The organism is Pseudoxanthomonas suwonensis (assembly GCF_010093235.1).
In the GTDB taxonomy this organism is placed as follows: domain Bacteria; phylum Pseudomonadota; class Gammaproteobacteria; order Xanthomonadales; family Xanthomonadaceae; genus Pseudoxanthomonas; species Pseudoxanthomonas suwonensis.
Map to the genome: position 1 here is coordinate 1 of NZ_PDWP01000027.1, position 23,717 is coordinate 23,717.

Sequence of the window (23,717 nt, forward strand, 5' to 3'; positions counted from 1 at the left end):
GTCCTTGTATATACACGCCAGCTCCACTTTGTGTTTTTTCCAGAAGAAGACGGACACCCATTTGCGCCTTAGTCTCTTCCAGTTCTCGTGGGCTCGGAGATGTGTATAAGAAGATGCTCAGGAGTCACTTGGGCCCGGTGATGTGTAAAAGAGCCAGGCGCAAGCGGCACGTGGACATGCCGTGGTCGCGCGCTGGAGCGGCACGCGGAGCCGCGCGATGCGCCATGCCCCCGCGCTGCCGCGGCTCCGTCCGAAGCCATTGCCCGTGGGGCCGCAGCCTTTTCAGGCCTCTCCGCATCTGCCTTGCACGGCGCCTCCAGCGCGCCCCCCGGCGCGGCGCAGTTCGCCGCGCTATGCTGTCCCGCCGCCTGCCGCACCCGTGATGCCCGAGCAGAACTCCATCCTCACCCCCGCCCAGCTCAACACGCTGGCGCGCGACCTGCTGGAGAGCGCGTTCCCGCTGGTATGGGTCGAGGGTGAGCTGGGCAACGTGACGCGGCCGGCCTCCGGGCATCTGTACTTCAACCTCAAGGACTCGCGCGCCCAGGTCCGCTGCGCGATGTTCAAGCCCAAGAGCCAGTGGCTGAAGTTCGCCCCGCGCGAAGGGCTCAAGGTGCTGGCCCGCGGCCGGCTCACGCTGTACGAGGCGCGCGGCGACTACCAGCTGGTGCTGGACCACATGGAGGAGGCCGGCGAAGGCGCGCTGCGCCGGGCCTACGAGGCGCTGAAGGCCAAGCTCGAGTCCGAGGGCCTGTTCGACCAGGCACGCAAGCGCCCGCTTCCGGCCTGGGTGCGGCGCGTGGCGGTGATCACCTCGCCCAGCGGCGCCGCCGTACGCGACGTGCTGAGCGTGCTCGCCCGCCGCTGCCCGCTGCTGGACGTGGAGATCCTGCCAACCCTCGTGCAGGGCGAGACCGCCGCACCCCAGATCACTTCGCTGCTGCAGCGCGCCGGCGCCAGCGGCCGCTACGACGCGATCCTGCTGGCCCGCGGCGGCGGCTCGCTGGAAGACCTGTGGGCGTTCAACGACGAGCGCCTGGCGCGTGCGATCGCCGCATCGCCGGTGCCGGTCGTCTCCGCGGTCGGGCACGAAACCGACTTCACCCTGGCCGACTTCGCCGCCGACCTGCGCGCGCCCACGCCGTCGGTGGCCGCCGAGCTGCTGGTGCCGGACCGGCGCGACCTGCTGGCGCGCATCAGCGTGCTGCACGGGCGCCTACGTGCGATCCAGGGCCATCGCCTGCGCCAGGCCATGCAGCGTGTCGACCGTGCCTCGTTGCGCCTGCAGGCGCAGTCCCCACGGAACCGCCTGCGCCTGCTCGGCCAGCGCCAGGAAGCCCTGCGCCGCCGGCTGGAAGCACGCTGGCGCGAACAGCTGCAACACCAGCACGCACGCCTGCGCCACGCCGGCGCGGTACTGCGCGCCCACCATCCACAGCGACGCGTCGCGCAGCTGCGCGAACGCCTGCTGCGCCTGCAGGCGCGCCCGCAGGCGGCGATCGCCCGGATCCTGCAGCGCGATGCGCTCAAGCTGCGCGCCCTGGCGCGCTCGCTGGAAGCGTGCAGCCCGCTGGCCACGGTGGCGCGCGGCTATTCGATCGTCACCCGCGGCGACGATGGCGCCCTGGTGCACTCGGTCGCCCAGGTCGCGCCGGGCGACCGCGTGCAGGCCCGCCTGCGCGACGGCACCGTCGCGCTGACGGTCGGGTCGGTCACGCCGGATCCGCCGTCACGGCCGTGAGCGGGCGCATCCGCGCGGCGTCTGTCACCAGGCCGTCATCCGGCGGTAATCGCCCCGGCATCGACCGCAGGCAGGCTGGAAGCGCAACCGGAGACGGCCCATGCGCTACGCCCTCGTCACCGAAACCTGGCCACCCGAGGTCAACGGGGTCGCACTGACCGTGCAGTCACTGGCCTTTGGCCTGCGCGGGCGCGGCCATGCGGTCGAGGTCGCCCGTCCGCGCCAGCCCGGTGCTGGCCCGGACGAAGGCCTGGAAACCCTGCTCCTCCCCGGCGCGGCGCTGCCGCATTACCCCGGCCTGCGCATCGGACTGCCCGCATCCGGCGCGCTGCACCGGCAGTGGCGCCGCACGCGACCGGACACGGTGTACATCGCCACCGAAGGCCCGCTGGGGTGGTCGGCACTCCGCACCGCCAGGCGCCTCGGCATTCCGGTCGCCAGTGGCTTCCATACCCGCTTCGACCACTACATGCGCGACTACGGCCTGGCCTGGCTGCAGCCGGGGGCATTGCGCCTGATGCGCCGTTTCCACAATCGCGCCGACGCCACCCTGGTGCCGACCATGGAGCTGGAGCAGGCGCTGCGCACGCAGGGTTTCTCGCGCGTGGTGCGGCTGGCGCGGGCGGTGGACACCACGCAGTTCACGCCGTTCCGTCGCGACACGCACCTGCGCCGCGACTGGGGCGCCGATGCCGCCACGCCGGTGGTGGTGTACGTGGGGCGGATCGCAGCGGAGAAGAACCTGGACCTGGCAGTCCGGGCGTTCCGCGCCCTGCAGCGGCAGCGCGCGGATGCGCGCTTCGTGTGGATCGGCGACGGCCCCCTGCGCGAGGCGCTGGCGCGCGGGAATCCCGACTTCGTGTTCTGCGGGATGCAGCGCGGGGAGGCATTGGCGCGGCACTTCGCCAGCGGCGACCTGTTCCTGTTCCCCAGCCTCAGCGAGACCTTCGGCAACGTCGTCCTCGAAGCGATGGCCAGCGGCGTGCCGACCGTGGCCTTCGACACCGGCGCCGCCCGCGAACACCTGCATACCGGCGTACACGGGCTGCTGGCGCATGACGACGCCGGCTTCATCGCCGCCGCCGTCGCCCTGGCGGGCGATGCCACCCTGCGCCGCGAGATGGGCGTGGCGGCGCGCACCGCGGTGCTGGGGCTGCGCCCGGAACAGGTCGCGGCCGACTTCGATGCCCTACTGGCGACGCTGGCCCGCCGTGGAGCCCTCGATGCACCTCTCGCCGCCTGATCCGCTCCCCGCCGAGCTGCCGGCGCGCGCCGGCCCCGGTGCACGCCTGCATGCACGCGAGCAGCGCTGGTGCCTGCTGGCCAACCGCATGTGCATGCGCAGGTCGGTGCGCGGCTATTTCGCCTGCGTCAGCCGCCTGGGCGACGGCTTCGCCTGGTACGCGCTGATCGCCTCACTGGCGGTGCTGGGCGGCGAGGACGGCCGCCTGACGGCCCTGCACATGGCTGCCGTGGGCCTGGCCTCGCTGGCGTTGTACCGTGGCCTCAAGCGATGGCCCAGGCGACCGCGCCCGTTTGCCGCCGACCTGCGCATCCGCGCATGGGTCGCGCCGCTGGACGAGTTCAGCTTCCCCTCCGGGCCCACCCTGCACGCCGTGGCCTTCAGCGTGGTGGCCCTGGCCCATTATCCGGTGCTGGCGCCGCTGCTGCTGCCGTTCAGCGCCTCGGTCGCGGCCTCGCGGGTGGTGCTGGGGCTGCATTATCCCAGCGACGTCCTGGCCGCCATCGCCATGGGCCTTGCGCTGGGCGGCGGTTCGCTCTGGCTGGCGGGCGTTGCCTAGCCGGACGCGCCAGGCAGCGCATCGAAGCCTTCCACCCGCGCGCGCACGATTGCCGGTGCGAGCTGCGCCGGCCAGTCGCGGTCGTTGGCGACCTGGGCGGTGAGGCGCGTGTCTTCCAGCCGCGCGAAGTCGAGCTCGGCGATCGCCCATTCCTGGCCGGCACCGGCGCTGGCCAGGATGCCGTCGGCCGGGAAGCCCACGTCCATCGGCGCGTAGATCGCCGCGTCGCCGGTGTTCGTATCCAGCGCCGGGCTCCAGGGCGCGTCGCCGGCGGTGACGGCCTGGGCGACGAAGAAGCGGTTCTCCAGCGCGCGCGCCAGGCAACCCACGCGCACCCGGGTGGCTCCGGCGGCGGTGTCGGTGCAGCTGGGCACCAGCAGCAGGCGCGCGCCGGCCTCGTACTGGGCGCGCACCGGCAGCGGGAACTCGCTGTCGTAGCAGATGCTGATGCCCGCGCGCACGCCGGCCACATCCACCACCTTCAGCGCCTCGCCGGGCACGATCACCCCGGTCCGCTTCTCGAAGCCGGTCAGCTGCAGCTTGTCCTGCCACTGGTGGCCGCCATCGGGCGCGAACAGGTCGGCGCGGTTGCGATGGCGGCCGGCGCCGATGTCCAGCAGGAAGCTGCCGGCGACGATGTACATGCCCAGCTCTCGGGCGAGGCCGGAAAACAGCGCCAGCCAGGCCTGGCGATGCTGCTGGATCGCCTGCAGCGAGGCGTGCAGGTCGGCGTAGACCTGCGGCCCGTGGATGGCCGCCAGCTCCAGCGACAGGTATTCCGGCAACACCGCGACGCGCACGCCCTGCGCCGCGGCCTGTTCCAGCAAAGCGCGCTGGCGCGCGGCAAACGCCTCGAAGTCCGCGGGCTTGCCGACTTCGTAGCGGCAGGCGGCAACTTTCATGGTTTCTCCTTCCAGTCGCGCGACCAGAAGGTCAGCGCATGTTCGATTTCGCCCCTGCCGATCTCCTCCCACGCCAGGCGGACGGCCAGTCCCGGCAGGCGCGCATAGCCGCGGCCGTGCCAGAACGCATCGTTGGGCCGGTACCCGGGCGGGCGGCGCGGATCATCCGGATCGCGGTCCACCGCGCAGAACGCGGTGAAGCGGAAGCGGCCAAGCCTGCGTGCATGGGCCTCGCGTTCGTCGAAGAAGGCATGGCCCACGCCCAGTCCACGGTAGGCGGGCAGCAGCACCGACTCGCCGAAGTAGAACACCTCTTCGGCCGGCAGGCCGGCGTGCTGCAGCGGCGCGGCGAACGCCTCGGCGTCGTCCAGCAGCGGCAGGCCGGTGGAGGCGCCCACCACGCGGCCCTCGTCCAGGGCCAGCACCAGCACGCTCTCGCGCGACTCGACATACGGCTGCAGGTACTGGCGCTCGTAGCCGCTGTCCGGGTCGCCGTCGTACAGGTACGGCCAGTCGCGGAATACGGCCACCCGCAGGCGCGCGACCTCGTCGAGCCAGGGCGTGATGTCGGGGCCGTGGAAAGTGCGGATCTGCGGCTTGGCTGGCATGCGCGGATTTTACGCGCAGTACCGCAGCGTCAACCGGTGCCGCGGCCCAGGCGCTGCAGTTGCGCGGCCATCTCCCACGATGCGAGCGGGCGCGGACCGAGATGGTGGGCCAGCACCGCGCGCAGCGGCAGGCGCAGGCTGGCCAGGTCTTCCGCGTCCGGCTGCACGTCGGCGGCCAGGGCCAGCAGCGCGGCGCCGGTGGCGGCGGCGTTGCGCTCGCCGTGGCCGCGGTCGCTGAGCAGCCGGCGTGCGCCGTGCTCGGGATCCAGCCGGTAGCGCGCAGCCGGATCCAGCGGCTGGCCATCCCCATCCACGTCCAGCTCGAAACCCACGCCCAGCGCGCCCAGCAGGTCCCGCTCGAAGCGGCGCAGGGTCCAGGCCAGCGACTGGCCGTCGACCAGGGCAGCGCGGGTGCGCGCGTAGGCGTCGAACAGATCCGGCAGCGGATCCTGGCGCGGCGCCAGGCGCAGCACCAGCTCGTTGAGGTAGAACGCGGCCAGCTGCACCTGTCCGCCCAGCCGCGGCGCCGCATCCAGCGCCTCGGCAGCGCGCAGCTGCGCCAGCTCGCCGGCCAGCACCGCATCGAAACGGATGTGCTGCAGCGGCTGCAGCGCGGCGCGCAGCACCTGCCGCTTCGGCGAGTTCACCCCGCGCGCGACCAGGCCCAGGCGCCCGTGGGCGGCGCTGAGCACCTCGACCAGCAGGCTGGTCTCGCGCCACGGCCGGGCATGCAGGACGAAGGCGCTCTCGCCCTCGATGCGCATGTCAGCAACCGCCGGCCATGCCGCGGCTTACTCCTGGCCGTAGCCGAAGGCCTTGAGCGCGGCCTCGTCGTCGGACCAGCCCTCGCGCACGCGCACCCAGGTCTCCAGGAACACCTTGCGCCCGAACAGCCGCTCCATCTGCTGGCGCGCCTTGCTGCCGATCTCGCGCAGGCGGGCGCCGGCCTTGCCGATCACGATCGGCTTCTGGCCTTCGCGTTCGACCCAGATCACCGCACCGATGCGCAGCAGCGCACCGTCCTCGGCGAAGCGCTCGATCTCCACCGTGGTCGCGTACGGCAGCTCGTCGCCGAGCTGGCGCATGAGCTGCTCGCGCACCAGCTCGCCAGCCAGGAAGCGCTGGCTGCGGTCGGTGATCTCGTCCTCGTCATAGACCGGCGGGGCTTCGGGAAGCTGCGCCAGGATGTCGGCGACCAGGTCCTCCAGGCCCTTGCGCTTGAGCGCGGAGATCGGGTGCACGGCGGCGAAATCGCGGTCCTTCGCCACCTCCGCCAGGAACGGCAGCAGGGTGGTCTTGTCCTTGAGCCGGTCGACCTTGTTGACCACCAGCACCACCGGGATGCCGGCGTCGTGGAGCACGTTGAAGGCCAGCGTGTCCTCCTCGTCCCAGCGGCCGGCCTCGACCACCAGCACCGCGGCGTCCACGTCCTCGACCGCGCCGCGGGCAGTGCGGTTCATCACCCGGCTCATCGCCGAGGCCTTGAACCGGCCCTCCTGGCGGTGCAGGCCGGGGGTGTCGACCAGCAGCATCTGTCCGCCCGGCACCGTGGCGATGCCCAGCAGGCGGTGGCGCGTGGTCTGCGGGCGATTGGAGACGATGCTGACCTTGGCCCCGACCAGGGCGTTGACCAGGGTGGACTTGCCGACGTTCGGGCGGCCGACGACGGCTACGCTGCCGCAGCGATGGGAGGCTTCGTTGTTTCCGGGATTCACGTATTGGACCGTCTATGGCTGCCGGGGCGGGGGCTCCAGCCGTTCCAGCACCGCCGCCGCCGCGGCCTGTTCGGCCAGGCGACGCGAGGTGCCCTGCCCTTCGGCGCTGGCCGGAGGCTCGCTCAGGGTACACCGGGCGAGGAACACCTTGGCATGTTCCTCGCCGCTTTCGGAGACCAGTTCATAGGCCGGCAGGGGCTTCTGCCGGGCCTGCAGCCACTCCTGCAGCCGGGTCTTGGCATCCTTCTCGGGCTTGCCGACCGGCAGGGCGGCCAGCGCCTGCTCGAACCAGGGGAGCACGGTCGCGCGACAGGCTTCGTAGCCGGCGTCCAGGTAGATGGCGGCCACCACCGCTTCCACGGCGTCAGCCAGGATCGAGTCGCGGCGGAAACCGCCGGATTTCAGTTCCCCGGGGCCCAGGGTCAGCCGATCGCCCAGCTCCAGCTGGCGGGCGATGACCGCCAGCGATGCCTCGCGCACCAGCTCGGCGCGGGCCCGGGTCAGCACGCCCTCGTCGGCCTTGGGCCAGCGCTGGTAGAGGGCCTCGGCGGCGATCAGGTTCACCACCGCGTCGCCGAGGAATTCAAGCCGCTCGTTGTGGGGCGAGCCGGCGCTGCGGTGGGTCAGCGCCTGTTGCAGCAGCGACGGATCGGCGAACGCATGGCCGATCCGGTCGCGCACAACGCTGCGGTCATTCGTCGTCACTACCGCGCCGCGTAAGGGTCTGGCTGGTGTCGAAATTGCCCACCACGTCCAGGTTGTAGATCAACGGACGCCGCACCTCGTAGGTCACGTGCATGACCCAGCCGCCGTCGGCGCGCTCGAACTTCAGGTTCTGCGGCTTCACGTTCTCGGAGTAGTTGATGTACAGGCGGCGGAAGAACAGGTCCTGGATCCGCGCCGGGCTCATGTCACCCACGCCCGGCTCGCCGGCCAGCCCCTTCAGGGCCGTCCTCACCGCGTAGTACTCCTGGTACATCGGGAACAGCTTCATGCCGATGTAGGCGGCGAAGCCCAGCACCGCCAATACCACCAGGAACCCGACCAGGCTCAGTCCGCCTTGCTTGCGCTTCATTGCCATCCCCCAACGGGCGCCATGCGCCCTACTTGATCGACGTCCCGATCCGCCCCGGATCGAAACTCCCCGTGCAGAACCAACCCTCGCAGTTCAGCCAGATCAGGAACGCCTTGCCGCGGAGGTTCTCCTCCGGCAGGAACGACGTCTGGGTCCAGAACCGGCTGTCCTCGCTATTATCACGATTGTCGCCCATGACGAAATAGTGGCCTTCCGGGACGGTCCATTCGCCCTGACCGGCGGGCGCGGCGCGGCCGATCCACTCCAGCACGCGGTGGTCGCGGCCCGGCAGGTGTTCGGTCAGCAGGGTCGCGCCGTTCATTTCCGCGCCGCGGCCCTTGCCCACGTACTGGCCGATCGGGGTGTAGCGCACCTCCTCGCCATTGACGAACAGGGTGTCGCCGCGGAAGGCGATGTGGTCGCCGGGCAGGCCGATCACGCGCTTGATCCAGTTCTGTTCCGGGTCGTGCGGCGGCTTGAACACCACCACGTCGCCGCGCGCCGGCTCGCCCAGCGCCACCACCTTGCGGTTGTTCACCGGCAGGCGCAGGCCGTAGGAGAACTTGTTGACCAGGATGAAGTCGCCGATCAGCAGGTTCGGCATCATCGAGCTGGACGGGATCTTGTACGGCTCGGCGACGAAGCTGCGCAGGACCAGCACCGCGGCCAGCACCGGGAAGAAGGCGCGCGAGTAGTCGACGACCACCGGCTCCTCGTCCAGCAGGCCGCCACGGGCGGCGCGGCGCTTGGCGAAGAACAGGCTGTCCAGCAGCCACACCAGGCCGGTGGCGAAGGTCAGTACCACCAGGCCGATCTCAAACCATTTCATGCTCAGTCCTTGCGACGGATTCCGGGGGGCGCCGGGCGCGGCCGGGGGCGCCGCGCCGGTGCGTCACTTGCTGTCCACCTGCAGCACGGCGAGGAAGGCCTCCTGCGGGATCTCCACCCGGCCCACCTGCTTCATGCGCTTCTTGCCTTCCTTCTGCTTCTCCAGCAGCTTCTTCTTTCGCGTGATGTCGCCGCCGTAGCACTTGGCCAGCACGTTCTTGCGCAGCGCCTTGACCGTGGAGCGGGCGATGATCTGCGAACCGATCGCGGCCTGGATGGCCACGTCGAACTGCTGGCGCGGGATCAGGTCCTTCATCTTCTCGCACAGCTCGCGGCCGCGGCGGTCGGCGTGGCTGCGGTGGACGATGATCGACAGGGCGTCCACGCGGTCGCCGTTGATCAGGGGGTCCACGCGCACGAACGGGCCGGCGTCGAAGCGCAGGAAGTGGTAGTCCAGCGAGGCGTAGCCGCGGCTGACGGACTTGAGCTTGTCGAAGAAGTCCAGCACCACCTCGGCCATCGGCAGCTCGTAGCTGATCTGCACCTGGCTGGCCATGTAGGTGATGCCGATCTGCACGCCGCGCTTTTCCTCGCACAGCTTGATGATGTTGCCGATGTACTCCTCGGGGGTGAGGATGTTGGCGCGGATGATCGGCTCGCGGACCTCCTGGATCAGGTTGGCCTGCGGCAGCTTGGCCGGGTTGTCCAGCGGCATCACCGTGCCGTCGGTCTTCAGCACCTCGTAGACCACGGTCGGCGCGGTGGTGATCAGGTCCAGGTCGTACTCGCGCTCCAGGCGCTCCTGCACGATCTCCATGTGCAGCATGCCGAGGAAGCCGCAGCGGAAGCCGAAGCCCATGGCCTCGGAGCTTTCCGGCTCGAAACGCAGCGCGGCGTCGTTCAGGCGCAGCTTCTCCAGCGCCTCGCGCAGGTCCGGGTAGTCCTCGGCGTTGACCGGGAACAGGCCGGCGAACACGCGCGGCTGCATCTCCTGGAAGCCGGGCAGCGCCGACGGCGCCGGGTCGCCGGCCAGGGTCAGGGTGTCGCCCACGGGGGCGCCGTGCACGTCCTTGATCGAGGCGGTGATCCAGCCCACCTCGCCGGCCTTGAGCACCGGCAGTTCCTTGCGCTTGGGCGTGAACACGCCGACCTTGTCCACCTCGTGGGTGCGGCCGGTGGACATCACCAGGATCTTGCTCTTGGCCTTGATCTCGCCCTGCATCACGCGCACCAGCGAGACCACGCCCAGGTAGTTGTCGAACCAGGAGTCGATGATCAGCGCCTGCAGCTTGTCGGTATCGCGCGGCTTCGGCGGCGGGATGCGATGGACGATCGCCTCCAGCACCTGGTCCACGTTCAGGCCGGTCTTGGCGCTGACGGCGACCGCGTCGGTGGCGTCGATGCCGATCACCGCCTCGATCTCGGCCTTGGCGCGGTCGATGTCGGCGGTGGGCAGGTCGATCTTGTTCAGCACCGGCACCACTTCCAGGCCCTGCTCCACCGCGGTGTAGCAGTTGGCCACGGACTGGGCCTCGACGCCCTGGGCGGCATCGACCACCAGCAGGGCGCCTTCGCACGCGGCCAGCGAGCGGCTGACCTCGTAGGAGAAGTCGACGTGCCCGGGGGTGTCGATGAAGTTCAGGTAGTAGGTGTTCCCGTCCTTGGCCCTGTACGGCAGGGACACGGACTGGGCCTTGATGGTGATGCCACGCTCGCGCTCGATCGGGTTGGAATCGAGCACCTGGGCTTCCATCTCGCGCGCCTCCAGGCCGCCGCACAGCTGGATGATGCGGTCGGCGAGGGTCGACTTGCCGTGGTCGACATGGGCAATGATGGAGAAGTTGCGGATGAACCGCATGGAATCTGAAGACATGAGGGGCGGCGGTCTCGGCCGTCGTCGGGTAGCTGCGGATTATCGCACGCCGCAGGGGCCATCCACCGGCACCCGGGCATCTGGACGGCCGACGCCCACCCGCGCATGGCGGCGGTGCCCGGCCTGCAAGGCCGGGCACCGTGCCGGGCTCAGCCTTCGCCCACGGTCAGGGCGACGAAGCTGGTGGCGCCGCCGGGGCTGCGGACCAGCAGCATCACCGCGTCGCCCTCGGCCACCGAGCGCAGCTCGCGCTCAAGCGCGGCGACGCTGCCCACCGGGGTGCGGCCGACGCGCAGGACCACCATGCCCGGCGACAGGCCGGCCTCGCGGGCCTCGGGGCTGATGACGCCGGTGATGCGCACGCCCTCGTTGTTGCCCAGGCCAAGCTGGCGCCGGGTGGCCGCATCCAGGTCGGCCACGCGCAGGCCGATCCGGGCCGCCGGCGACGCGGCCGCGCCCTGGCTGGCGCCCGGGGCCTCCCGCGCGCCGGTGCGCTGGGCATCGCTGGAGAGCTCGCCCAGGGTCACCGACAGCTCGCGCTTGCGGCCGTCACGCAGGATCTCCACGCGCGCCCTGGAGCCGGGCTGGAGCATGCCGATCATCGGCGGCAGGTCGGCGCTGCTGTTCACCGGCTGGCCGTTGACCGCGGTGATCACGTCGCCGATCTCGATCCCGCCCTTCTCCGCCGCACTGCCCGGCTCGACGCCATTGACCAGCGCGCCGGCGCTGTTGGGCAGGCCCAGCGCCTTGGCGCGGGCCGAATCGACCTCCTGGACGGTCACGCCGAGCATGCCGCGGCTGACCTTGCCGGTCTTCTTGATCTGCTCGGCGGCGTTCATGGCCAGGTCGATCGGGATGGCGAAGCTCACCCCCATGTAGCCGCCGGAGTTGCTGAGGATCTGCGAATTGATGCCGACCACCTCGCCGGAGGTGTTGAGCAGCGGACCGCCGGAGTTGCCGCGGTTGATCGCCACGTCGGTCTGGATGAACGGCACGTACTGCTGGCCGCGCCCGCCGCTGCGGCCCACCGCGCTGACGATGCCGGCCGTGACCGAATGGTCCAGGCCCAGCGGCGAGCCGATCGCCACCACCCACTGGCCCGGGCGCAGCGCCGAGGAGCTGCCCAGGCGCAGCGCCGGCAGGCCATTGGCCTCCTTGCCCTCCAGTTTGAGCAGGGCCACGTCATAGCCCTCGTCGCTGCCGACCAGCTTGGCCTGCAGCTCGCGCCGGTCGGACAGGCGCACGGTGATGGTCTCGGCGCCGTCGACCACGTGGTGGTTGGTGAGGATGTAGCCCTCGCCGATCAGGAAACCCGATCCCAGCGAACGCCCCGGGGAGGCCCCCGGCTGGGGCATTCCGAAGCCCGGGCCGAAGAAGCGGCGGAAGATCTCGGGCATGTCCTCGTCCAGGGGCGTGCCGCGCGCGGCGGCGCGTGCGCCGATCCGCGCCTCGATGTTCACCACCCCGGGGGTGACCTGCTCCACCAGGCGGGGGAAGTCGGGCAGCCCGGTCACCAGTGGCGCGGCGGGAGCGGCCGGCGCGGCGGCAGCCGGGACGGCCGCCGGCGCCGCCGGGGCCGGGGACGGCTCCCGGGCACAGGCGACCAGCGGGAACGTCAGGGCCAGCGCGGCCAGCAGCGGATTGCGCACACGTGCAGTCATCGATCAGGACCTCATCGCTTGCATTGGAAAGGCTGGCACGCCCCGTCCCGGCCACCCCGCCGGAAAGGCGGGACGGTCCTGGATCACCAGACGGACCAGGGGAGGCCGGTCAGCGCGGCGCGTCCACGGCGGCCGGAGGCGGCGGCAGCGGCTGCCCCTCCTCCGGACCCTGCCCGGACGCCGACGGCATCGCCGGCTCGAACGGATAGAAGGAACGGCTGGCCGATTGTGCGCCGGCGCCGCCGAAGCTGGCGGTGAAGGCGCCAGCGGCCTGCTGCGGGAGCGCCGCCCGCGGCCACGGCCGCGCATGCGGCGGCGCCATGGAGGCGAACGGATCCTCCGCGGTGGGCTGGCCGGCGAACGGGACAGCCGTGCCCGGCTCCACGGATGCGACCGCATCCATCGTCTCCGGTGCCGGCGCGACCATCTCGCGCACGGCCACCGCCCGCAGCGGCTCGCGCACCACCGGCTGCGGACGCGCGCGGCGCGGCTGGGCTGCAGCGGCAGCCGCGGCGGGCTCGACCGAAGCGACAAACGTCGGCGCGGCTTCCTCCGCCGGCAGCTGCGGCCCGGGCGCCGGCAGTACCGGTCCGGGCGCCGGCGCGGCCGGCTGGCTGCTGGAGCCGGCCATGACCGGGGCGGCCTGGTCCGGCGCCAGCCCCGGATCCGGGGTACGGCCCATGAACAGGGCGAACACGGCAACCGAGGCCGCCAGCGCGGCGGCCCCTCCGCCCCAGCGCACCCAGCCGCGCCGCAGGGCTCCGTCGGTGCCGGTGGCGGCCAGCTCCGGCGCCTGCTCGTGCAGCGCACGGGCCACGCCGGCGGCGAATCCCGGACCGGCCATGCGGCCGAGCTGGCCACGCATGGCGTCGCCGTAGAGCTGCCAGCGCTCGTAGCTTCCGGCCAGCTCCTGGTCGTGCTCCAGCCGGCGCAGCAGGAAGCGCGCCTCGTCCGGTGCCAGCGCACCGTCGACCAGGGCCGACAGCTGCTGGCGGTAATGGAGTTCAAGCCGGTCGACGCGGGGGCCGTCGTTGCGGGGGCTCATGTCCTGGCTCATGTTCTGTTTCGTTCGCGGGTAGCGCTTTGGACCTCGAGGAGCGGCCGAAGTTCTGCATCGATCGCTTCGCGGGCACGGAAGATGCGCGAGCGGACCGTGCCGATCGGGCAATCCATCTTCTGCGCGATCTCCTCGTAGCTCAGGCCTTCCACCTCGCGCAGGGTGATGGCGGCCCGCAGTTCCTCCGGCAGCGCGTCGACCGCCTTCATCACGGTGCGCTCCAGCTCCTCGCGCATGGCCTCGCGCTCGGGGGTATCGGTGTCGCGCAGGCGGGCCCCCACGTCGTACTGCTCGGCGTCGCTGACGTCGATGTCGTCGGTCGGGGGGCGCCGGTTGTGGGCGACCAGGTGGTTCTTGGCGGTATTCACTGCGATCCGGTGCAGCCACGTATAGAACTGGGCGTCGCCGCGGAAGTTGCCGATCGCGCGGAAGGCGCGGACGAAGGTGTCCTGGGCGACGTCCTGGCACTCGCTCCAGTCCTGCACGTAGCGGCCGATCAGGGCGACGATCCGGTGCTGGTACTTGCGCACCAGCAGGTCGAATGCCGCCGTATCGCCACGCTGCACGCGGCGGACCAGTTCGAGGTCCAGCTCCTGGGGTGAATCCTTTTGCGTTCCTTCGGCCATGCCGGGCCGTACTCCTGTCGGCGCGGCCGAGCCGTGCCCTGTGACCGCCACCGCCGGGAAAAGTTCAGCGGCCTGGCGCGGGCCGCTTCCGGATCTGCCATTGTGACGCGAGGCCTGCCCATGCAGGAACTTAACCGGCCGCCACTTACCGTCGCGCTGGCCGCCTGCCGGCCGGCCGCCCCCTCGTCCTGTTATGGGATTTGACGCGGCAGAAACAACCTCGGGATGATAGCCGCCCCTTCCATACACAACCGGATGGTTCTCCCATGCTCCCAGGCCTCGACGGACTCCGATTCAGCCACTGGCAAGCCGCCAGGCGCGACGACGGGGTCGTGGTACTGGCGCTGGACCGGGCCGATGCAGCGGTCAATGCGCTGTCCCAGGACGTACTGATCGAACTGGGCGACATCCTCGAACGCCTGGCGCTGGACCCGCCGAAGGCGGTCGTGTTCCGTTCCGGCAAGGCCAACGGCTTCATCGCCGGCGCCGACCTGAAGGAATTCCAGGAGTTCGACCGCAAGGGCACGGTCAACGACGCGATCCGCCGCGGCCAGGCCGTGTTCCAGAAGATCGCCGAACTGCCCTGCCCGACCGCGGCCGCGATCCACGGCTTCTGCATGGGCGGCGGCACCGAGCTGGCCCTGGCCTGCGACTACCGCGTCGCCAGCAACGACCCGTCCACCCGCATCGGCCTGCCCGAGACCCAGCTGGGCATCTTCCCGGGCTGGGGCGGCAGCGCGCGCCTGCCGCGCCTGGTCGGCGCCCCGGCGGCGATGGACATGATGCTGACCGCGCGCCGCCTGGCGGCCAAGGCCGCCCGCAACATCGGCCTGGTCGACAAGCTGGCCGAGCCGGCCGTGCTCGAGGACACCGCCGCGGCACTGGCGCTGAAGGGCGTGGAGCGTCCGTTCGGCCAGCGCTTCAAGGGCTGGGCGACCAACACCTGGCTGGCGCGGAAGATCCTCGCGCCGCAGATGGCCAAGCAGGTCGCGCGCAAGGCGAAGAAGGAGCACTACCCTGCCCCCTACGCGCTGATCAACACCTGGGCACGCAGCGGCGGCGCCGGCATCCAGGCCCGCCTGGACGCCGAACGCAAGGCGGTGGTCAAGCTGGCCGCCAGCCCGACCGCGCGCAACCTGATCCGCATCTTCTTCCTCAGCGAGCGGCTCAAGGGGCTGGGCGGGAAGGACCACCGGATCGCCCACGTGCACGTGGTCGGCGCCGGCGTGATGGGCGGCGACATCGCCGCCTGGGCCGCCTACAAGGGCTTCAACGTCACCCTGCAGGACCGCGAGCAGCGCTTCATCGACGGCGCCCTGTCGCGCGCCCGGGAACTGTTCGGCAAGCGGGTCAAGGACGAGGCCAAGCGCGCCGAAGTGGCCGCGCGCCTGCAGGGCGACCTGGCCGGCGACGGCGTGGCGAAGGCCGACCTGGTGATCGAGGCGATCATCGAGAACCCGGAGGCCAAGCGCGAGCTGTACCAGTCGCTGGAGCCGCGCATGAAGGCCGACGCGCTGCTGGTCACCAACACCTCCTCGATCCCGCTGGACGAGCTGCGCGGCCATATCTCGCGCCCGGCGCAGTTCGCCGGCCTGCACTACTTCAACCCGGTGGCGCAGATGCCGCTGGTGGAGATCGTGCGCCACGCCGCGCTGGATCCGGCCACCGAGCAGCGCCTGGCGGCGGTCTGCAAGGCGCTGGACAAGTTCCCGGTGCCGGTGGCCGGCACCCCGGGCTTCCTGGTCAACCGCGTGCTGTTCCCGTACATGCTCGAGGCCGCGCATGCCTATGCCGAGGGCATCCCCGGCGCGGTGATCGACAAGGCGGCGGCGAAGTTCGGCATGCCAATGGGCCCGATCGAGCTGATCGACACCGTCGGCCTGGACGTGGCCCAGGGCGTGGGCGCCGAGCTGTCGCCGTTCCTCGGCCTGCAGCTGCCGGCGGCGCTGTCCACGGTCGAGCCGGGCAGGCGCGGCAAGAAGGACGGCCAGGGCCTGTACAAATGGGAGAAGACCGAGAAGGGCAGCAAGCCGGTCAAGCCGGACGTGCCGCAGGGCTACAAGGCCCCGGACGACCTGGAGGACCGCCTGATCCTGCCGCTGCTCAACGAGGCGGTGGCCTGCCTGCACGACGGCGTGGTCGACGATGCCGACCTGCTCGATGCCGGCGTGATCTTCGGCACCGGCTTCGCCCCGTTCCGCGGCGGTCCGATCCAGCACATCCGCGCCACCGGCGCCGACGCCCTGCTGGAGAAGCTCAAGGCCCTGCAGGCGCGCCACGGCGAACGCTTCGCCCCGCGCCCGGGCTGGGACAGCCCGCTGCTGCGCCAGCCGCCGGCCTGAGCCGCGGCCCTGCCCGCCGGCGCCCGCACGCGCCGGCGCGTCCAAACCCTGAACGCAACGGGGCGGCCCATGGCCGCCCCGTTGCGTTAGCGCGTCCGGCATCGCACCGGAGGCAGGCTATTCGATGCCGGCCTCGTCCAGCATCCGCCGCAGGAACGCCACCTGGGCGTCGCGTCGGTCCGGGCCGTCGTAGCGGCGCACGATCCACCACTCCCGCGCGGTGGTGGACTGCCCCGGATCCAGGGCCACGTAGGGCGCGTGCACCTCCAGCTCCATCAGGCTCGGGTAGGCCGGATCCGGGCGCCAGTCCAGGTACAGCTCGACCTGGCCCTGCTCCGGATGGATGCGCTCGGCCGGCTGCTTCTCGAAATGGATCACGAAGGCCTGGCCGGCATTGAAGCCGGCGATCCAGCCCGCCTCGGGCTGGATGAACACCTTGCCGCGGCGACCCAGCAGCCCCTCGCCCGGCGGCAGCAGCTCCAGCGAGAACAGGCCATCGTCGCTGCGGGTCACCAGCGCGTCGTAGCCGCCGTCGGTATCCGAGCGCACGCGCACGCCACTGCCGTCGGCAGCCACCGGCACGTACACGCGCGTCTGCGGCGGCACCCGCGAGTTGAACCAGATGTCGCGCGACACCGGCTCCTTGCGGATGTTGCGCATCTCCACCGCCAGTTCGGCGCGCTCGTGGGCCAGGTTGAAGGCCTGGACCAGCTGCACGCCACTGACCGGGCTGGCCGCGCCTTCGACCACCAGGTGCGTGTCGCCCTGGTCCAGCACCTTCGCCGGTGCATGCGACAGCCACGGATCCGGCGGCCACACGGCCGCCGCCTTGCGGCGTGCGGGGTTCAGCGCCTGCCCGGTCCACCACTGCGACTGCGGCCCGGTCCAGACCTCGTGCCCCATGTACGGGATGTTGTCGGCGCTGGCCGACACCTTCGGATCGGGCTGGCTGTCCACCGCCTCGCCCACGAGGAGCAGGTTGGGCGCGCCAGGCAGCGACAGGTGCAGCATGCGCCCGCCCAGGCGCGGGGAAACCTCCATGTGCAGCCCGGAGCTTTCCAGGCGCACGCGCGCCGGAACCGGCTCGGCCGCGACCGCCACGGCGGTCGCCGGGCCCAGGATCATCGCCAGCAGGACAGCACGCGCGCGGGATCTCATCTCGGGCACTCCACCTGGTTGTCCGCCTGCCCGCGGCCGTGGCCGGCGGACGGCACCGCCCCGGCCAGGGCAGGTCACATGGTGTGGGTCGGCTTGTCGGAGCTCAGCATGCCGGCCAGCAGGGTCTCGATCCTGTTCTTCACCGCCTCGCCGTCGGCCCCTTCCGGGAACTGCACGCCGATGCCCGCGGTCCGGTTGCCCTGGGCGCCGGTGGGCGTGACCCAGACCACCTTGCCGGCGATCGGCAGGCGCTCGCTGGAATCGGGCAGGGTCAGCAGCAGGAACACCTCGTCGCCCAGGAAATAACGCTTGGGCGTGGGCACGAAGATGCCGCCATTGCGCACGTAAGTCATGTAGGCGCCATACAGCCCGGCCTTGTCCTTGACCGCCAGGGACAGGATGCCCTGGCGTCCGCTTGCAGCACTCATCCGTTGTTTCCCCTTTCCTCGCGCGCCGGCGATGTGGTCGTGCTGCGTGCCAGGTCGCGCCAGCCAAGCAGCAGGTCCGCCATCGCCAGGTCCCCCCTCACCGTGCTGCGCAACAGCTCGCGGGTGCGATTTGCGTTGTCGAACCAGACCGCCAGCTTGTGCAATCGGACCGGAGCGGTCAAGCCGGACGAGGCCTCGCCCACGGCGTATTCGGCCGCGTGGCGCAGGCGCTCGTCGCCGCGTTCGTCCGCGCCCCAGCGCTGGGCGACCTCCAGCGGGTCCGCGCGGCCGGCGCCGATCGCCGCCAGGTCGGCGGCAACCTCCCTGCGCAGGGCCAGCCCATCGCCCTCCAGCCAGCTGGCCGCCAGTCCCGGATGGCCGCGCGCGGCGGCCAGGGCCTCGGCGGCGGCCTCGCGCCCGTGGCCGCGCGCCTCCAGCCACGCCAGGGACTCGGCGCGAGGCGGCAGGCGCATCTCCAGCCGCTGGCAGCGACTGCGGATGGTGGCCGGCAGACGCGCGGGATTGGCCGACCCCAGCCACAGGTAGCGGCCGGGCAGCGGGTCCTCGGGGGTCTTGAGGATCGCGTTCCAGGCGTTGTAGTTGACCGCGTCGGCCGGCTCGACCACAGCCACCCGCGACGTGAACGTGGCCGAGACCTCCAGCCGTTCGGACAGCTGGCGCATTTGCTCGATCACGATCTCGGTGCGCATGCGCGGCGGCGACGGCTTCAGCCGCCACTCGTAGCCGACGAAGATCAGGTCCGGGTGCGCGCTGTGGCCGTCCGGCTGGGCCAGGGAGCCGTCGGGACGGGTTTCCACCGGATCGCGCTGGGTGCGGGTGGCGAACAGTTCGCAGCTGCGGCAGCGGCCGCAGGCGCGCCCATCGGCGCGCGATTCGCACAGCACGTACTGGGCCAGTGCCTCGATCACCGCGCGCTTGCCCAGCCCGGCCGGGCCGCACAGCAGCAGCGCATGGCCAAGGCGGCCGGCATCCAGGGCCGCGGCGGCCTGGTCATAGAGGCGCCGCTGCCAGGGGGCGAAACCGTCCGGGCTCATGCCTGCACCTGCCGGTCCAGCCAGGCCGCGACCGCCGCGGCGACGTCGCGGCCGACCGCCTGCGGCGGCTGCGCGGCGTCGATCACCGCGAAGCGCTCCGGCTCGGCCGCGGCGCGCTGGCGGAAGCCGCGACGCACGCGTTCGAAGAAGTCGTCCTGCTCGCTCTCGATCCGGTCCGGCCACAGGTCGCGGCCGCTGGTGCGGGCGCGGCCTTCGCGCACGTCCAGGTCCAGCAGCAGGGTCAGGCCCGGGCGCAGCCCCACGGTGCGCCGCTCCAGGTCGGCGATCCACTGCGGATCCAGGCCACGGCCGGCGCCCTGGTAGGCGTAGCTGGAATCGGTGAAGCGGTCGCTGACCACGTACGCGCCGCGCTCCAGCGCCGGGCGCACCACCTGGGCCACGTGCTGGGCGCGGGCGGCGAACATCAGCAGCAGTTCGGTCTCCGGGTGCAGCGGCTCGGCCGCCGCGCCCTGGGTGCGCTCGCCCGGATCCAGCAGCAGCCCGCGGATGCGCTCGGCCAGCGGCGTGCCGCCGGGCTCGCGGGTCAGCACCACTTCGTGGCCGCGCGCGGCCAGCAGCTCGCGCACCGCTGCCAGCGCGGTGCTCTTGCCCGCGCCCTCGCCGCCTTCCAGGCTCACCAGGCGCGGATGCATCGGCAACATCCCGCTCACTGCTGCGGCTCCGCTCCGTTGCGTGCCGGGCAATTGCGCCGGCGCTGCCAGCAGTCGACCGCGGCGGCATGCTCGGCATAGGTCGCCGAGAAGACGTGGGTGCCGTCGTTGCGCGAAACGAAGAACAGCGCGTCGCCCGGGGCCGGGTTCACCGCCGCCTGCAGCGCGGCGCGGCCGGGCATGGCGATCGGGGTCGGCGGCAGGCCCGGGCGGGTGTAGGTGTTGTACGGGGTGTCGGTGGTCAGGTCGCGCTTGCGGATGTTGCCGTCGTAGGCGCTGCCCATGCCGTAGATCACGGTTGGATCGGTCTGCAGCAGCATGCCCCTGCGCAGGCGGCGCGAGAACACGCCGGCGATCTGCGGGCGCTCGTGCGCCTGGCCGGTTTCCTTCTCCACGATCGAGGCCAGGATCAGCGCCTCCTCCGGCGAACGCAGCGGCGTGTCCGGCGCGCGGTTCGCCCAGGCCTCGGCCAGTGCCTGCTCCATCGCCGCGTAGGCGCGGCGCAGGATGTCCAGGTCGCTGTCGCCGCGCTGGTAGAGGTAGGTCTCCGGCAGGAAGCGTCCTTCCGGGTGCTGGCCGGGATGGCCCAGCGCCGCCATCAGCGCGGCATCGTCCAGGTCGCCGGTCTCGTGCCGCAGCGGCTCGGCCGCGGCCAGCGCCGCGCGCAGCTGGCGGATGTTCCAGCCTTCGACGATGGTCACCCGGTAGTGGATCACGCGCCCGTCGCGCCTGCGCCGCAGCAGCTCGCGCGGGGGGATCCCCGGTTCCAGGGCGGACTCGCCGACCTTCAGGCGGCCGGCGGCGGCGATCTGCCGGGCCAGCATGCGCCCTTCCAGGTCGTGCCCGGCGGCCACGCCCGCCTCGCGCAGGCGCGCGACCACGGTGCGCAGGCCGTCGCCGCGCTCGATGCGCACGCTGGTGGGCTCGCCGGTCCAGGCCGGGCCGTCGGCGACCCGCTGGTAGTGGTTCCAGCCCCAGGCCGCCGCACCGCCGGCCAGCACCAGCACCACGAACAGCACGCCCAGCGCGGTCCCGAATACACGCCTACATCCGCCGGCCACGTCCACCTCGTTCCCAGGAAGGTCGCTCAGGATACCGCGGCGCACGGGCAGCCCGCCGCCCCGCCCCCGACTTCATCCCTCCGGCACCAGTGCACGCAGCAGGCCGCGGGCCTTGGCCCGGGTCTCGTCGAGCTCGCGTTCGGGCATCGAGTCGACCACGATGCCGGCACCGGTGCGGAACACCGCCGCATCGCCACGCACCTCGGCGCTGCGGATCAGGATGTTGAGGTCCATGTCGCCGTTGCGGCCCAGCCAGCCGATCGCGCCGGTGTAGGCGCCACGCGGCACCTGTTCCAGCTCGGCGATGATCTGCATGCAGCGCACCTTGGGGCAGCCGGTGATGGTGCCGCCGGGGAACACCGCGGCGATCACCTCGCCGGGCGTGGCGTCGGCCCGCAGCCGGCCGCGCACGTTGCTGACGATGTGGTGGACGTGGGCGTAGCTCTCCACCGTCATAAGCTCGTCGACCTCGACGCTGCCGGGCGCGCAGACCCGGCCCAGGTCGTTGCGCTCCAGGTCGATCAGCATCACGTGCTCGGCGCGCTCCTTGGGATGGCCGACCAGCTCGCGGATGCGCGCGGCATCGTCGTCGCCGGGAAAGCGCGGGCGGGTGCCGGCGATGGGCCGGGTCTGGACCGTGCGCCCGTGCACCGACACCAGCCGCTCGGGCGAGGAGCTGGCCACGGCCCAGCCATTGCCGGCGAACAGGCCGGCGAACGGCGCCGGATTGGCCTGGCGCAGGCGGGCGTACAGCGCGGCCGGATCCAGCGGCGCATCGAAGCGCGCACGCCAGCCGCGCGAGAGGTTCACCTGGAACACGTCGCCAGCGCGCAGGTAGTCGAGCACGCGGCCGACGCCCTCGAGGAATCGCCGCGGCTCGTCCTCGGCGATTTCCGCCGGCGGCTGCCAGGCCGGCAGCGGCGGCAGCGTGGCGGAGGCCTCGAGGTCGGCACGCAGCACGTCGAGAAGATGCTCCATCCCCGGCTCGGCGATGGCCACGCATTCGCCACGGGCACGGTCGCGCAGCACCGCCGCGGGGCAGCGCAGCGCCAGCGCGGGCGGGCGCCCGTCCTGGCGCTGCGGCAGCTGCAGCACCGGTTCGACCTGGGCGGCCAGCTCGTAGTCCAGCAGCACGGCCCAGCCACCGGCGAACGGCCAGCGCGGATCGGCGATGTCGGCGTGTTCGCGCCGCCACCACGCATCGAGCGCCTGCAGGAAGGTGCCGGCATGCTCCGCACCACCGAGATCGCGGGTGATGCCGTCGGCATCCAGGCGCAGGCCGTGGCCGTCGGCCATCAGCAGCAGGTCCCAGCGCCCCTGCACCGTGCCGGAGGCGACCGATTCGAGCAGCAGCGGATAGCGCGACGGCGCCTGCCGGTGCAGGGCCAGCAGGTCGACGGACGCCGGAAGCGCGAGGGACTGGAGCATGGGATTGGCGGCCCCGCAGGGCGGAGGCCGTCGTGGGCGGGCGCCGGCCCCCGGGCCGGCGCCGCGGGCCGGCAGATGCGGCCGAACACCAGGGGGCCGTTGGTGCCGCCGAAGCCGAAGCCGTTGGACACGGCGATGTCGACCTTGGCCTGGCGCGCCACGTTGGGCACGTAGTCCAGGTCGCAGCCCTCGCCCGGGTTCTCCAGGTTGATGGTCGGCGGCACGATGCCGTGGTGGATCGCCAGCACCGAGAAGATCGCCTCGACGCCACCGGCGGCGCCCAGCAGGTGGCCGGTCATCGACTTGGTCGAGCTGACCATCATCTTGTAGGCGTGGTCGCCGAAGGCGCGCTTGATCGCCAGGGTCTCGGCCAGGTCGCCCAGCGGCGTGGAGGTACCGTGCGCGTTGAGGTAGTCGACCTTCGCAGGGTCGACCTTCGCGTCGCGCAGCGCGGCGGCCATGCAGCGCGCGGCGCCATCGCCGTCCTCGCTGGGGGCGGTCATGTGGTTGGCGTCGGCGCTGGCGCCGAAGCCCAGCAGCTCGGCATAGATGCGCGCGCCGCGGGCCTTGGCGTGCTCGTACTCCTCCAGCACCAGCACGCCGGCGCCGTCGCCCAGGACGAAGCCGTCGCGCTCGGCGTCCCACGGGCGCGAGGCGCGCGCCGGGTCGTCGTTGCGGGTGGACATGGCCTTCATCGAACAGAAGCCGCCCATCGAGGTCGGCGAGGAACCGCGCTCGGCGCCGCCGGCCACCATCACGTCGGCGTCGCCGTGCTGGATCAGGCGCATCGCCGTGCCGATGGAATGGTTGGCGGTGGCGCAGGCGGAGACGGCCGAGAAGTTCGGTCCCTTCAGGCCGCGGATGATGCTCAGCTGGCCCGGCAGCATGTTGATGATGGTGCTGGGCACGTAGAACGGCGAGATCTTGCGTGGGCCGCCCTCGAGGTACTTGGCGGTCTGCTCCTCGATGCCGAGGATGCCGCCGATGCCCGAACCGATGATCGCGCCCACGCGCTCGGCGTTGGCCTCGGTGATCTCCAGGCCGGAGTCGTCCAGGGCCATGAAGGACGCCGCCAGTCCGTAGTGGATGAACGGCTCCATCTTCTTGGCGTCCTTGGGCGGCAGGAACGCGGTGGGATCGAAATCGCGGATCTCGCCGGCGATACGGGTCGCATAGGCGCTCGCATCGAAATGCGTGACCGGGCCGATGCCCGACCTGCCGTTGACGATGCCGTCCCAGCTGCTGGCCAGGTCGTTGCCCAGCGGCGAGACCATGCCCATGCCGGTGATGACGACGCGACGCTGACTCATTGGCGGCTCCTGCTTCTCACGGTGCGGGGATGCGCACGCCGGCGGACGCCGCCGGACATGCACGGGGCCGCATGCAGCGGCCCCGTCGAATGTGGTCGCCGCGGACCACGCGGGTCCGCGGGCATGGCTCGCGTCAGCTCTTGACGTGGGCCTTGATGTAGTCGATCGCCTGCTGGACGGAGGTGATCTTCTCGGCCTCTTCGTCCGGAATCTCGCACTCGAACTCTTCTTCCAGGGCCATCACCAGCTCGACGGTGTCGAGCGAGTCGGCGCCCAGGTCGTCGACGAACGATGCGCTGTTGGTCACTTCCTCTTCCTTGACGCCGAGCTGTTCGACGACGATTTTCTTGACGCGCTCTTCGATGGTGCTCATGGG

General features: G+C 71.7%; 22 protein-coding genes and 1 pseudogene. 4 read left to right on the forward strand and 19 right to left on the reverse strand.

All coding sequences use genetic code 11. The features are described 5' to 3' along the window. Positions 1-382: 382 nt before the first annotated feature. The 3 genes from xseA (at position 383) to CSC68_RS12825 (ending at position 3,543) form a co-directional block, all read left to right on the forward strand. The gene (gene xseA / locus CSC68_RS12815; RefSeq protein WP_162203936.1) at positions 383-1,741 is read left to right on the forward strand and encodes an exodeoxyribonuclease VII large subunit; all 1,359 of its coding nucleotides are present in this window, start codon (positions 383-385) and stop codon (positions 1,739-1,741) included. 100 nt (positions 1,742-1,841) lie between these two features. Next, positions 1,842-2,984: a glycosyltransferase family 4 protein gene (locus CSC68_RS12820; protein ID WP_125109058.1), complete on the forward strand. Its 1,143-nt coding sequence runs from the start codon at positions 1,842-1,844 to the stop codon at positions 2,982-2,984. Beyond that, positions 2,965-3,543, forward strand: coding sequence for a phosphatase PAP2 family protein (locus tag CSC68_RS12825; protein ID WP_246193570.1), 579 nt, complete (start codon positions 2,965-2,967; stop codon positions 3,541-3,543). The genes CSC68_RS12820 and CSC68_RS12825 overlap by 20 nt, the downstream gene beginning before the upstream one ends. On the opposite strand, the gene CSC68_RS12830 is transcribed toward CSC68_RS12825, so the two are convergent. From CSC68_RS12830 to rpoE, 11 genes are all read right to left on the reverse strand, one after another. Continuing rightward, positions 3,540-4,445: a carbon-nitrogen hydrolase family protein gene (locus CSC68_RS12830; protein ID WP_125076173.1), complete on the reverse strand. Its 906-nt coding sequence runs from the start codon at positions 4,443-4,445 to the stop codon at positions 3,540-3,542. The two genes, CSC68_RS12825 and CSC68_RS12830, sit on opposite strands and share 4 nt — an antisense overlap. Beyond that, entirely contained in the window at positions 4,442-5,053 is a 612-nt protein-coding gene (locus CSC68_RS12835; protein WP_019399682.1) for a GNAT family N-acetyltransferase, read from the reverse strand. Before CSC68_RS12835 ends, CSC68_RS12830 begins: the two co-directional genes overlap by 4 nt. 29 nt (positions 5,054-5,082) lie before the next feature. Further along, on the reverse strand, positions 5,083-5,817 hold the full coding sequence (gene recO / locus CSC68_RS12840) for a DNA repair protein RecO (protein WP_162203937.1): 735 nt from the start codon (positions 5,815-5,817) through the stop codon (positions 5,083-5,085). 27 nt (positions 5,818-5,844) lie between these two features. Then, a complete protein-coding gene (gene era, locus CSC68_RS12845) occupies positions 5,845-6,768 on the reverse strand; it encodes a GTPase Era (RefSeq protein ID WP_162203938.1) in 924 nt (307 codons plus the stop codon). A 12-nt stretch (positions 6,769-6,780) separates the two neighbouring features. After that, positions 6,781-7,473 (reverse strand): ribonuclease III, encoded by a 693-nt coding sequence (gene rnc, locus CSC68_RS12850; protein WP_162203939.1) that lies wholly within the window; start codon positions 7,471-7,473, stop codon positions 6,781-6,783. Beyond that, positions 7,460-7,843: a DUF4845 domain-containing protein gene (locus CSC68_RS12855; RefSeq protein WP_162203940.1), complete on the reverse strand. Its 384-nt coding sequence runs from the start codon at positions 7,841-7,843 to the stop codon at positions 7,460-7,462. Before CSC68_RS12855 ends, rnc begins: the two co-directional genes overlap by 14 nt. Before the next feature lie 28 nt (positions 7,844-7,871). Next, a complete protein-coding gene (gene lepB / locus CSC68_RS12860; RefSeq protein ID WP_162203941.1) occupies positions 7,872-8,672 on the reverse strand; it encodes a signal peptidase I in 801 nt (266 codons plus the stop codon). Positions 8,673-8,735: 63 nt separating this feature from the next. Beyond that, the gene (gene lepA / locus CSC68_RS12865) at positions 8,736-10,529 is read right to left on the reverse strand and encodes a translation elongation factor 4 (RefSeq protein ID WP_162203942.1); all 1,794 of its coding nucleotides are present in this window, start codon (positions 10,527-10,529) and stop codon (positions 8,736-8,738) included. A gap of 164 nt (positions 10,530-10,693) precedes the next feature. Continuing rightward, entirely contained in the window at positions 10,694-12,205 is a 1,512-nt protein-coding gene (locus CSC68_RS12870) for a DegQ family serine endoprotease (RefSeq protein WP_162203943.1), read from the reverse strand. A 109-nt stretch (positions 12,206-12,314) separates the two neighbouring features. Next, on the reverse strand, positions 12,315-13,250 hold the full coding sequence (locus CSC68_RS12875) for a sigma-E factor negative regulatory protein (RefSeq protein ID WP_162203944.1): 936 nt from the start codon (positions 13,248-13,250) through the stop codon (positions 12,315-12,317). 8 nt (positions 13,251-13,258) lie between these two features. Further along, entirely contained in the window at positions 13,259-13,888 is a 630-nt protein-coding gene (rpoE, locus tag CSC68_RS12880; RefSeq protein WP_162203945.1) for an RNA polymerase sigma factor RpoE, read from the reverse strand. A gap of 266 nt (positions 13,889-14,154) precedes the next feature. Here rpoE and CSC68_RS12885 point away from each other — a divergent pair, with 266 nt between their 5' ends. Then, positions 14,155-16,230: a 3-hydroxyacyl-CoA dehydrogenase NAD-binding domain-containing protein gene (locus tag CSC68_RS12885; protein WP_162203946.1), complete on the forward strand. Its 2,076-nt coding sequence runs from the start codon at positions 14,155-14,157 to the stop codon at positions 16,228-16,230. Positions 16,231-16,347: 117 nt separating this feature from the next. Here CSC68_RS12885 and CSC68_RS12890 read toward each other — a convergent pair whose 3' ends face one another. The 8 genes and pseudogenes from CSC68_RS12890 to acpP all read right to left on the reverse strand — a co-directional run bounded on the left by CSC68_RS12890 (position 16,348) and on the right by acpP (position 23,714). Beyond that, positions 16,348-17,388 carry a DUF4380 domain-containing protein gene (locus CSC68_RS12890; protein WP_162203947.1) on the reverse strand — a complete coding sequence of 347 codons (1,041 nt, stop codon included), beginning with the start codon at positions 17,386-17,388 and terminating at the stop codon, positions 16,348-16,350. Positions 17,389-17,462: 74 nt separating this feature from the next. Then, positions 17,463-17,816: a PilZ domain-containing protein gene (locus CSC68_RS12895; RefSeq protein WP_162203948.1), complete on the reverse strand. Its 354-nt coding sequence runs from the start codon at positions 17,814-17,816 to the stop codon at positions 17,463-17,465. Beyond that, positions 17,813-18,871, reverse strand: a complete 1,059-nt coding sequence (locus CSC68_RS12900) for a DNA polymerase III subunit delta' (protein WP_162203949.1) — start codon at positions 18,869-18,871, stop codon at positions 17,813-17,815. The genes CSC68_RS12895 and CSC68_RS12900 overlap by 4 nt, the downstream gene beginning before the upstream one ends. Beyond that, positions 18,868-19,542 (reverse strand): dTMP kinase, encoded by a 675-nt coding sequence (gene tmk / locus CSC68_RS12905; protein WP_425501256.1) that lies wholly within the window; start codon positions 19,540-19,542, stop codon positions 18,868-18,870. Before tmk ends, CSC68_RS12900 begins: the two co-directional genes overlap by 4 nt. Then, the gene (mltG, locus tag CSC68_RS12910; protein WP_162203988.1) at positions 19,539-20,603 is read right to left on the reverse strand and encodes an endolytic transglycosylase MltG; all 1,065 of its coding nucleotides are present in this window, start codon (positions 20,601-20,603) and stop codon (positions 19,539-19,541) included. Before mltG ends, tmk begins: the two co-directional genes overlap by 4 nt. A 72-nt stretch (positions 20,604-20,675) precedes the next feature. Further along, a complete protein-coding gene (locus CSC68_RS12915) occupies positions 20,676-22,031 on the reverse strand; it encodes an aminodeoxychorismate synthase component I (RefSeq protein WP_162203950.1) in 1,356 nt (451 codons plus the stop codon). Positions 22,032-22,105: 74 nt separating this feature from the next. Next, positions 22,106-23,341: pseudogene (gene fabF / locus CSC68_RS12920) on the reverse strand (beta-ketoacyl-ACP synthase II); the annotation flags it as partial. 133 nt (positions 23,342-23,474) lie between these two features. Continuing rightward, a complete protein-coding gene (gene acpP, locus CSC68_RS12925; protein ID WP_013535667.1) occupies positions 23,475-23,714 on the reverse strand; it encodes an acyl carrier protein in 240 nt (79 codons plus the stop codon). Between the last annotated feature and the right edge of the window lie 3 nt (positions 23,715-23,717).

Coding starts and splice junctions, on each gene's coding strand:
- xseA (WP_162203936.1), top strand. CDS start 383: ATGCCCGAGCAGAACTCCATCCTCACCCCCGCCCAGCTCAACACGCTG.
- CSC68_RS12820 (WP_125109058.1), top strand. CDS start 1,842: ATGCGCTACGCCCTCGTCACCGAAACCTGGCCACCCGAGGTCAACGGG.
- CSC68_RS12825 (WP_246193570.1), top strand. CDS start 2,965: ATGCACCTCTCGCCGCCTGATCCGCTCCCCGCCGAGCTGCCGGCGCGC.
- CSC68_RS12830 (WP_125076173.1), bottom strand. CDS start 4,445: ATGAAAGTTGCCGCCTGCCGCTACGAAGTCGGCAAGCCCGCGGACTTC.
- CSC68_RS12835 (WP_019399682.1), bottom strand. CDS start 5,053: ATGCCAGCCAAGCCGCAGATCCGCACTTTCCACGGCCCCGACATCACG.
- recO (WP_162203937.1), bottom strand. CDS start 5,817: ATGCGCATCGAGGGCGAGAGCGCCTTCGTCCTGCATGCCCGGCCGTGG.
- CSC68_RS12855 (WP_162203940.1), bottom strand. CDS start 7,843: ATGAAGCGCAAGCAAGGCGGACTGAGCCTGGTCGGGTTCCTGGTGGTA.
- lepB (WP_162203941.1), bottom strand. CDS start 8,672: ATGAAATGGTTTGAGATCGGCCTGGTGGTACTGACCTTCGCCACCGGC.
- lepA (WP_162203942.1), bottom strand. CDS start 10,529: ATGCGGTTCATCCGCAACTTCTCCATCATTGCCCATGTCGACCACGGC.
- CSC68_RS12870 (WP_162203943.1), bottom strand. CDS start 12,205: ATGACTGCACGTGTGCGCAATCCGCTGCTGGCCGCGCTGGCCCTGACG.
- CSC68_RS12875 (WP_162203944.1), bottom strand. CDS start 13,250: ATGAGCCCCCGCAACGACGGCCCCCGCGTCGACCGGCTTGAACTCCAT.
- rpoE (WP_162203945.1), bottom strand. CDS start 13,888: ATGGCCGAAGGAACGCAAAAGGATTCACCCCAGGAGCTGGACCTCGAA.
- CSC68_RS12885 (WP_162203946.1), top strand. CDS start 14,155: ATGCTCCCAGGCCTCGACGGACTCCGATTCAGCCACTGGCAAGCCGCC.
- CSC68_RS12890 (WP_162203947.1), bottom strand. CDS start 17,388: ATGAGATCCCGCGCGCGTGCTGTCCTGCTGGCGATGATCCTGGGCCCG.
- CSC68_RS12895 (WP_162203948.1), bottom strand. CDS start 17,816: ATGAGTGCTGCAAGCGGACGCCAGGGCATCCTGTCCCTGGCGGTCAAG.
- CSC68_RS12900 (WP_162203949.1), bottom strand. CDS start 18,871: ATGAGCCCGGACGGTTTCGCCCCCTGGCAGCGGCGCCTCTATGACCAG.
- CSC68_RS12915 (WP_162203950.1), bottom strand. CDS start 22,031: ATGCTCCAGTCCCTCGCGCTTCCGGCGTCCGTCGACCTGCTGGCCCTG.
- acpP (WP_013535667.1), bottom strand. CDS start 23,714: ATGAGCACCATCGAAGAGCGCGTCAAGAAAATCGTCGTCGAACAGCTC.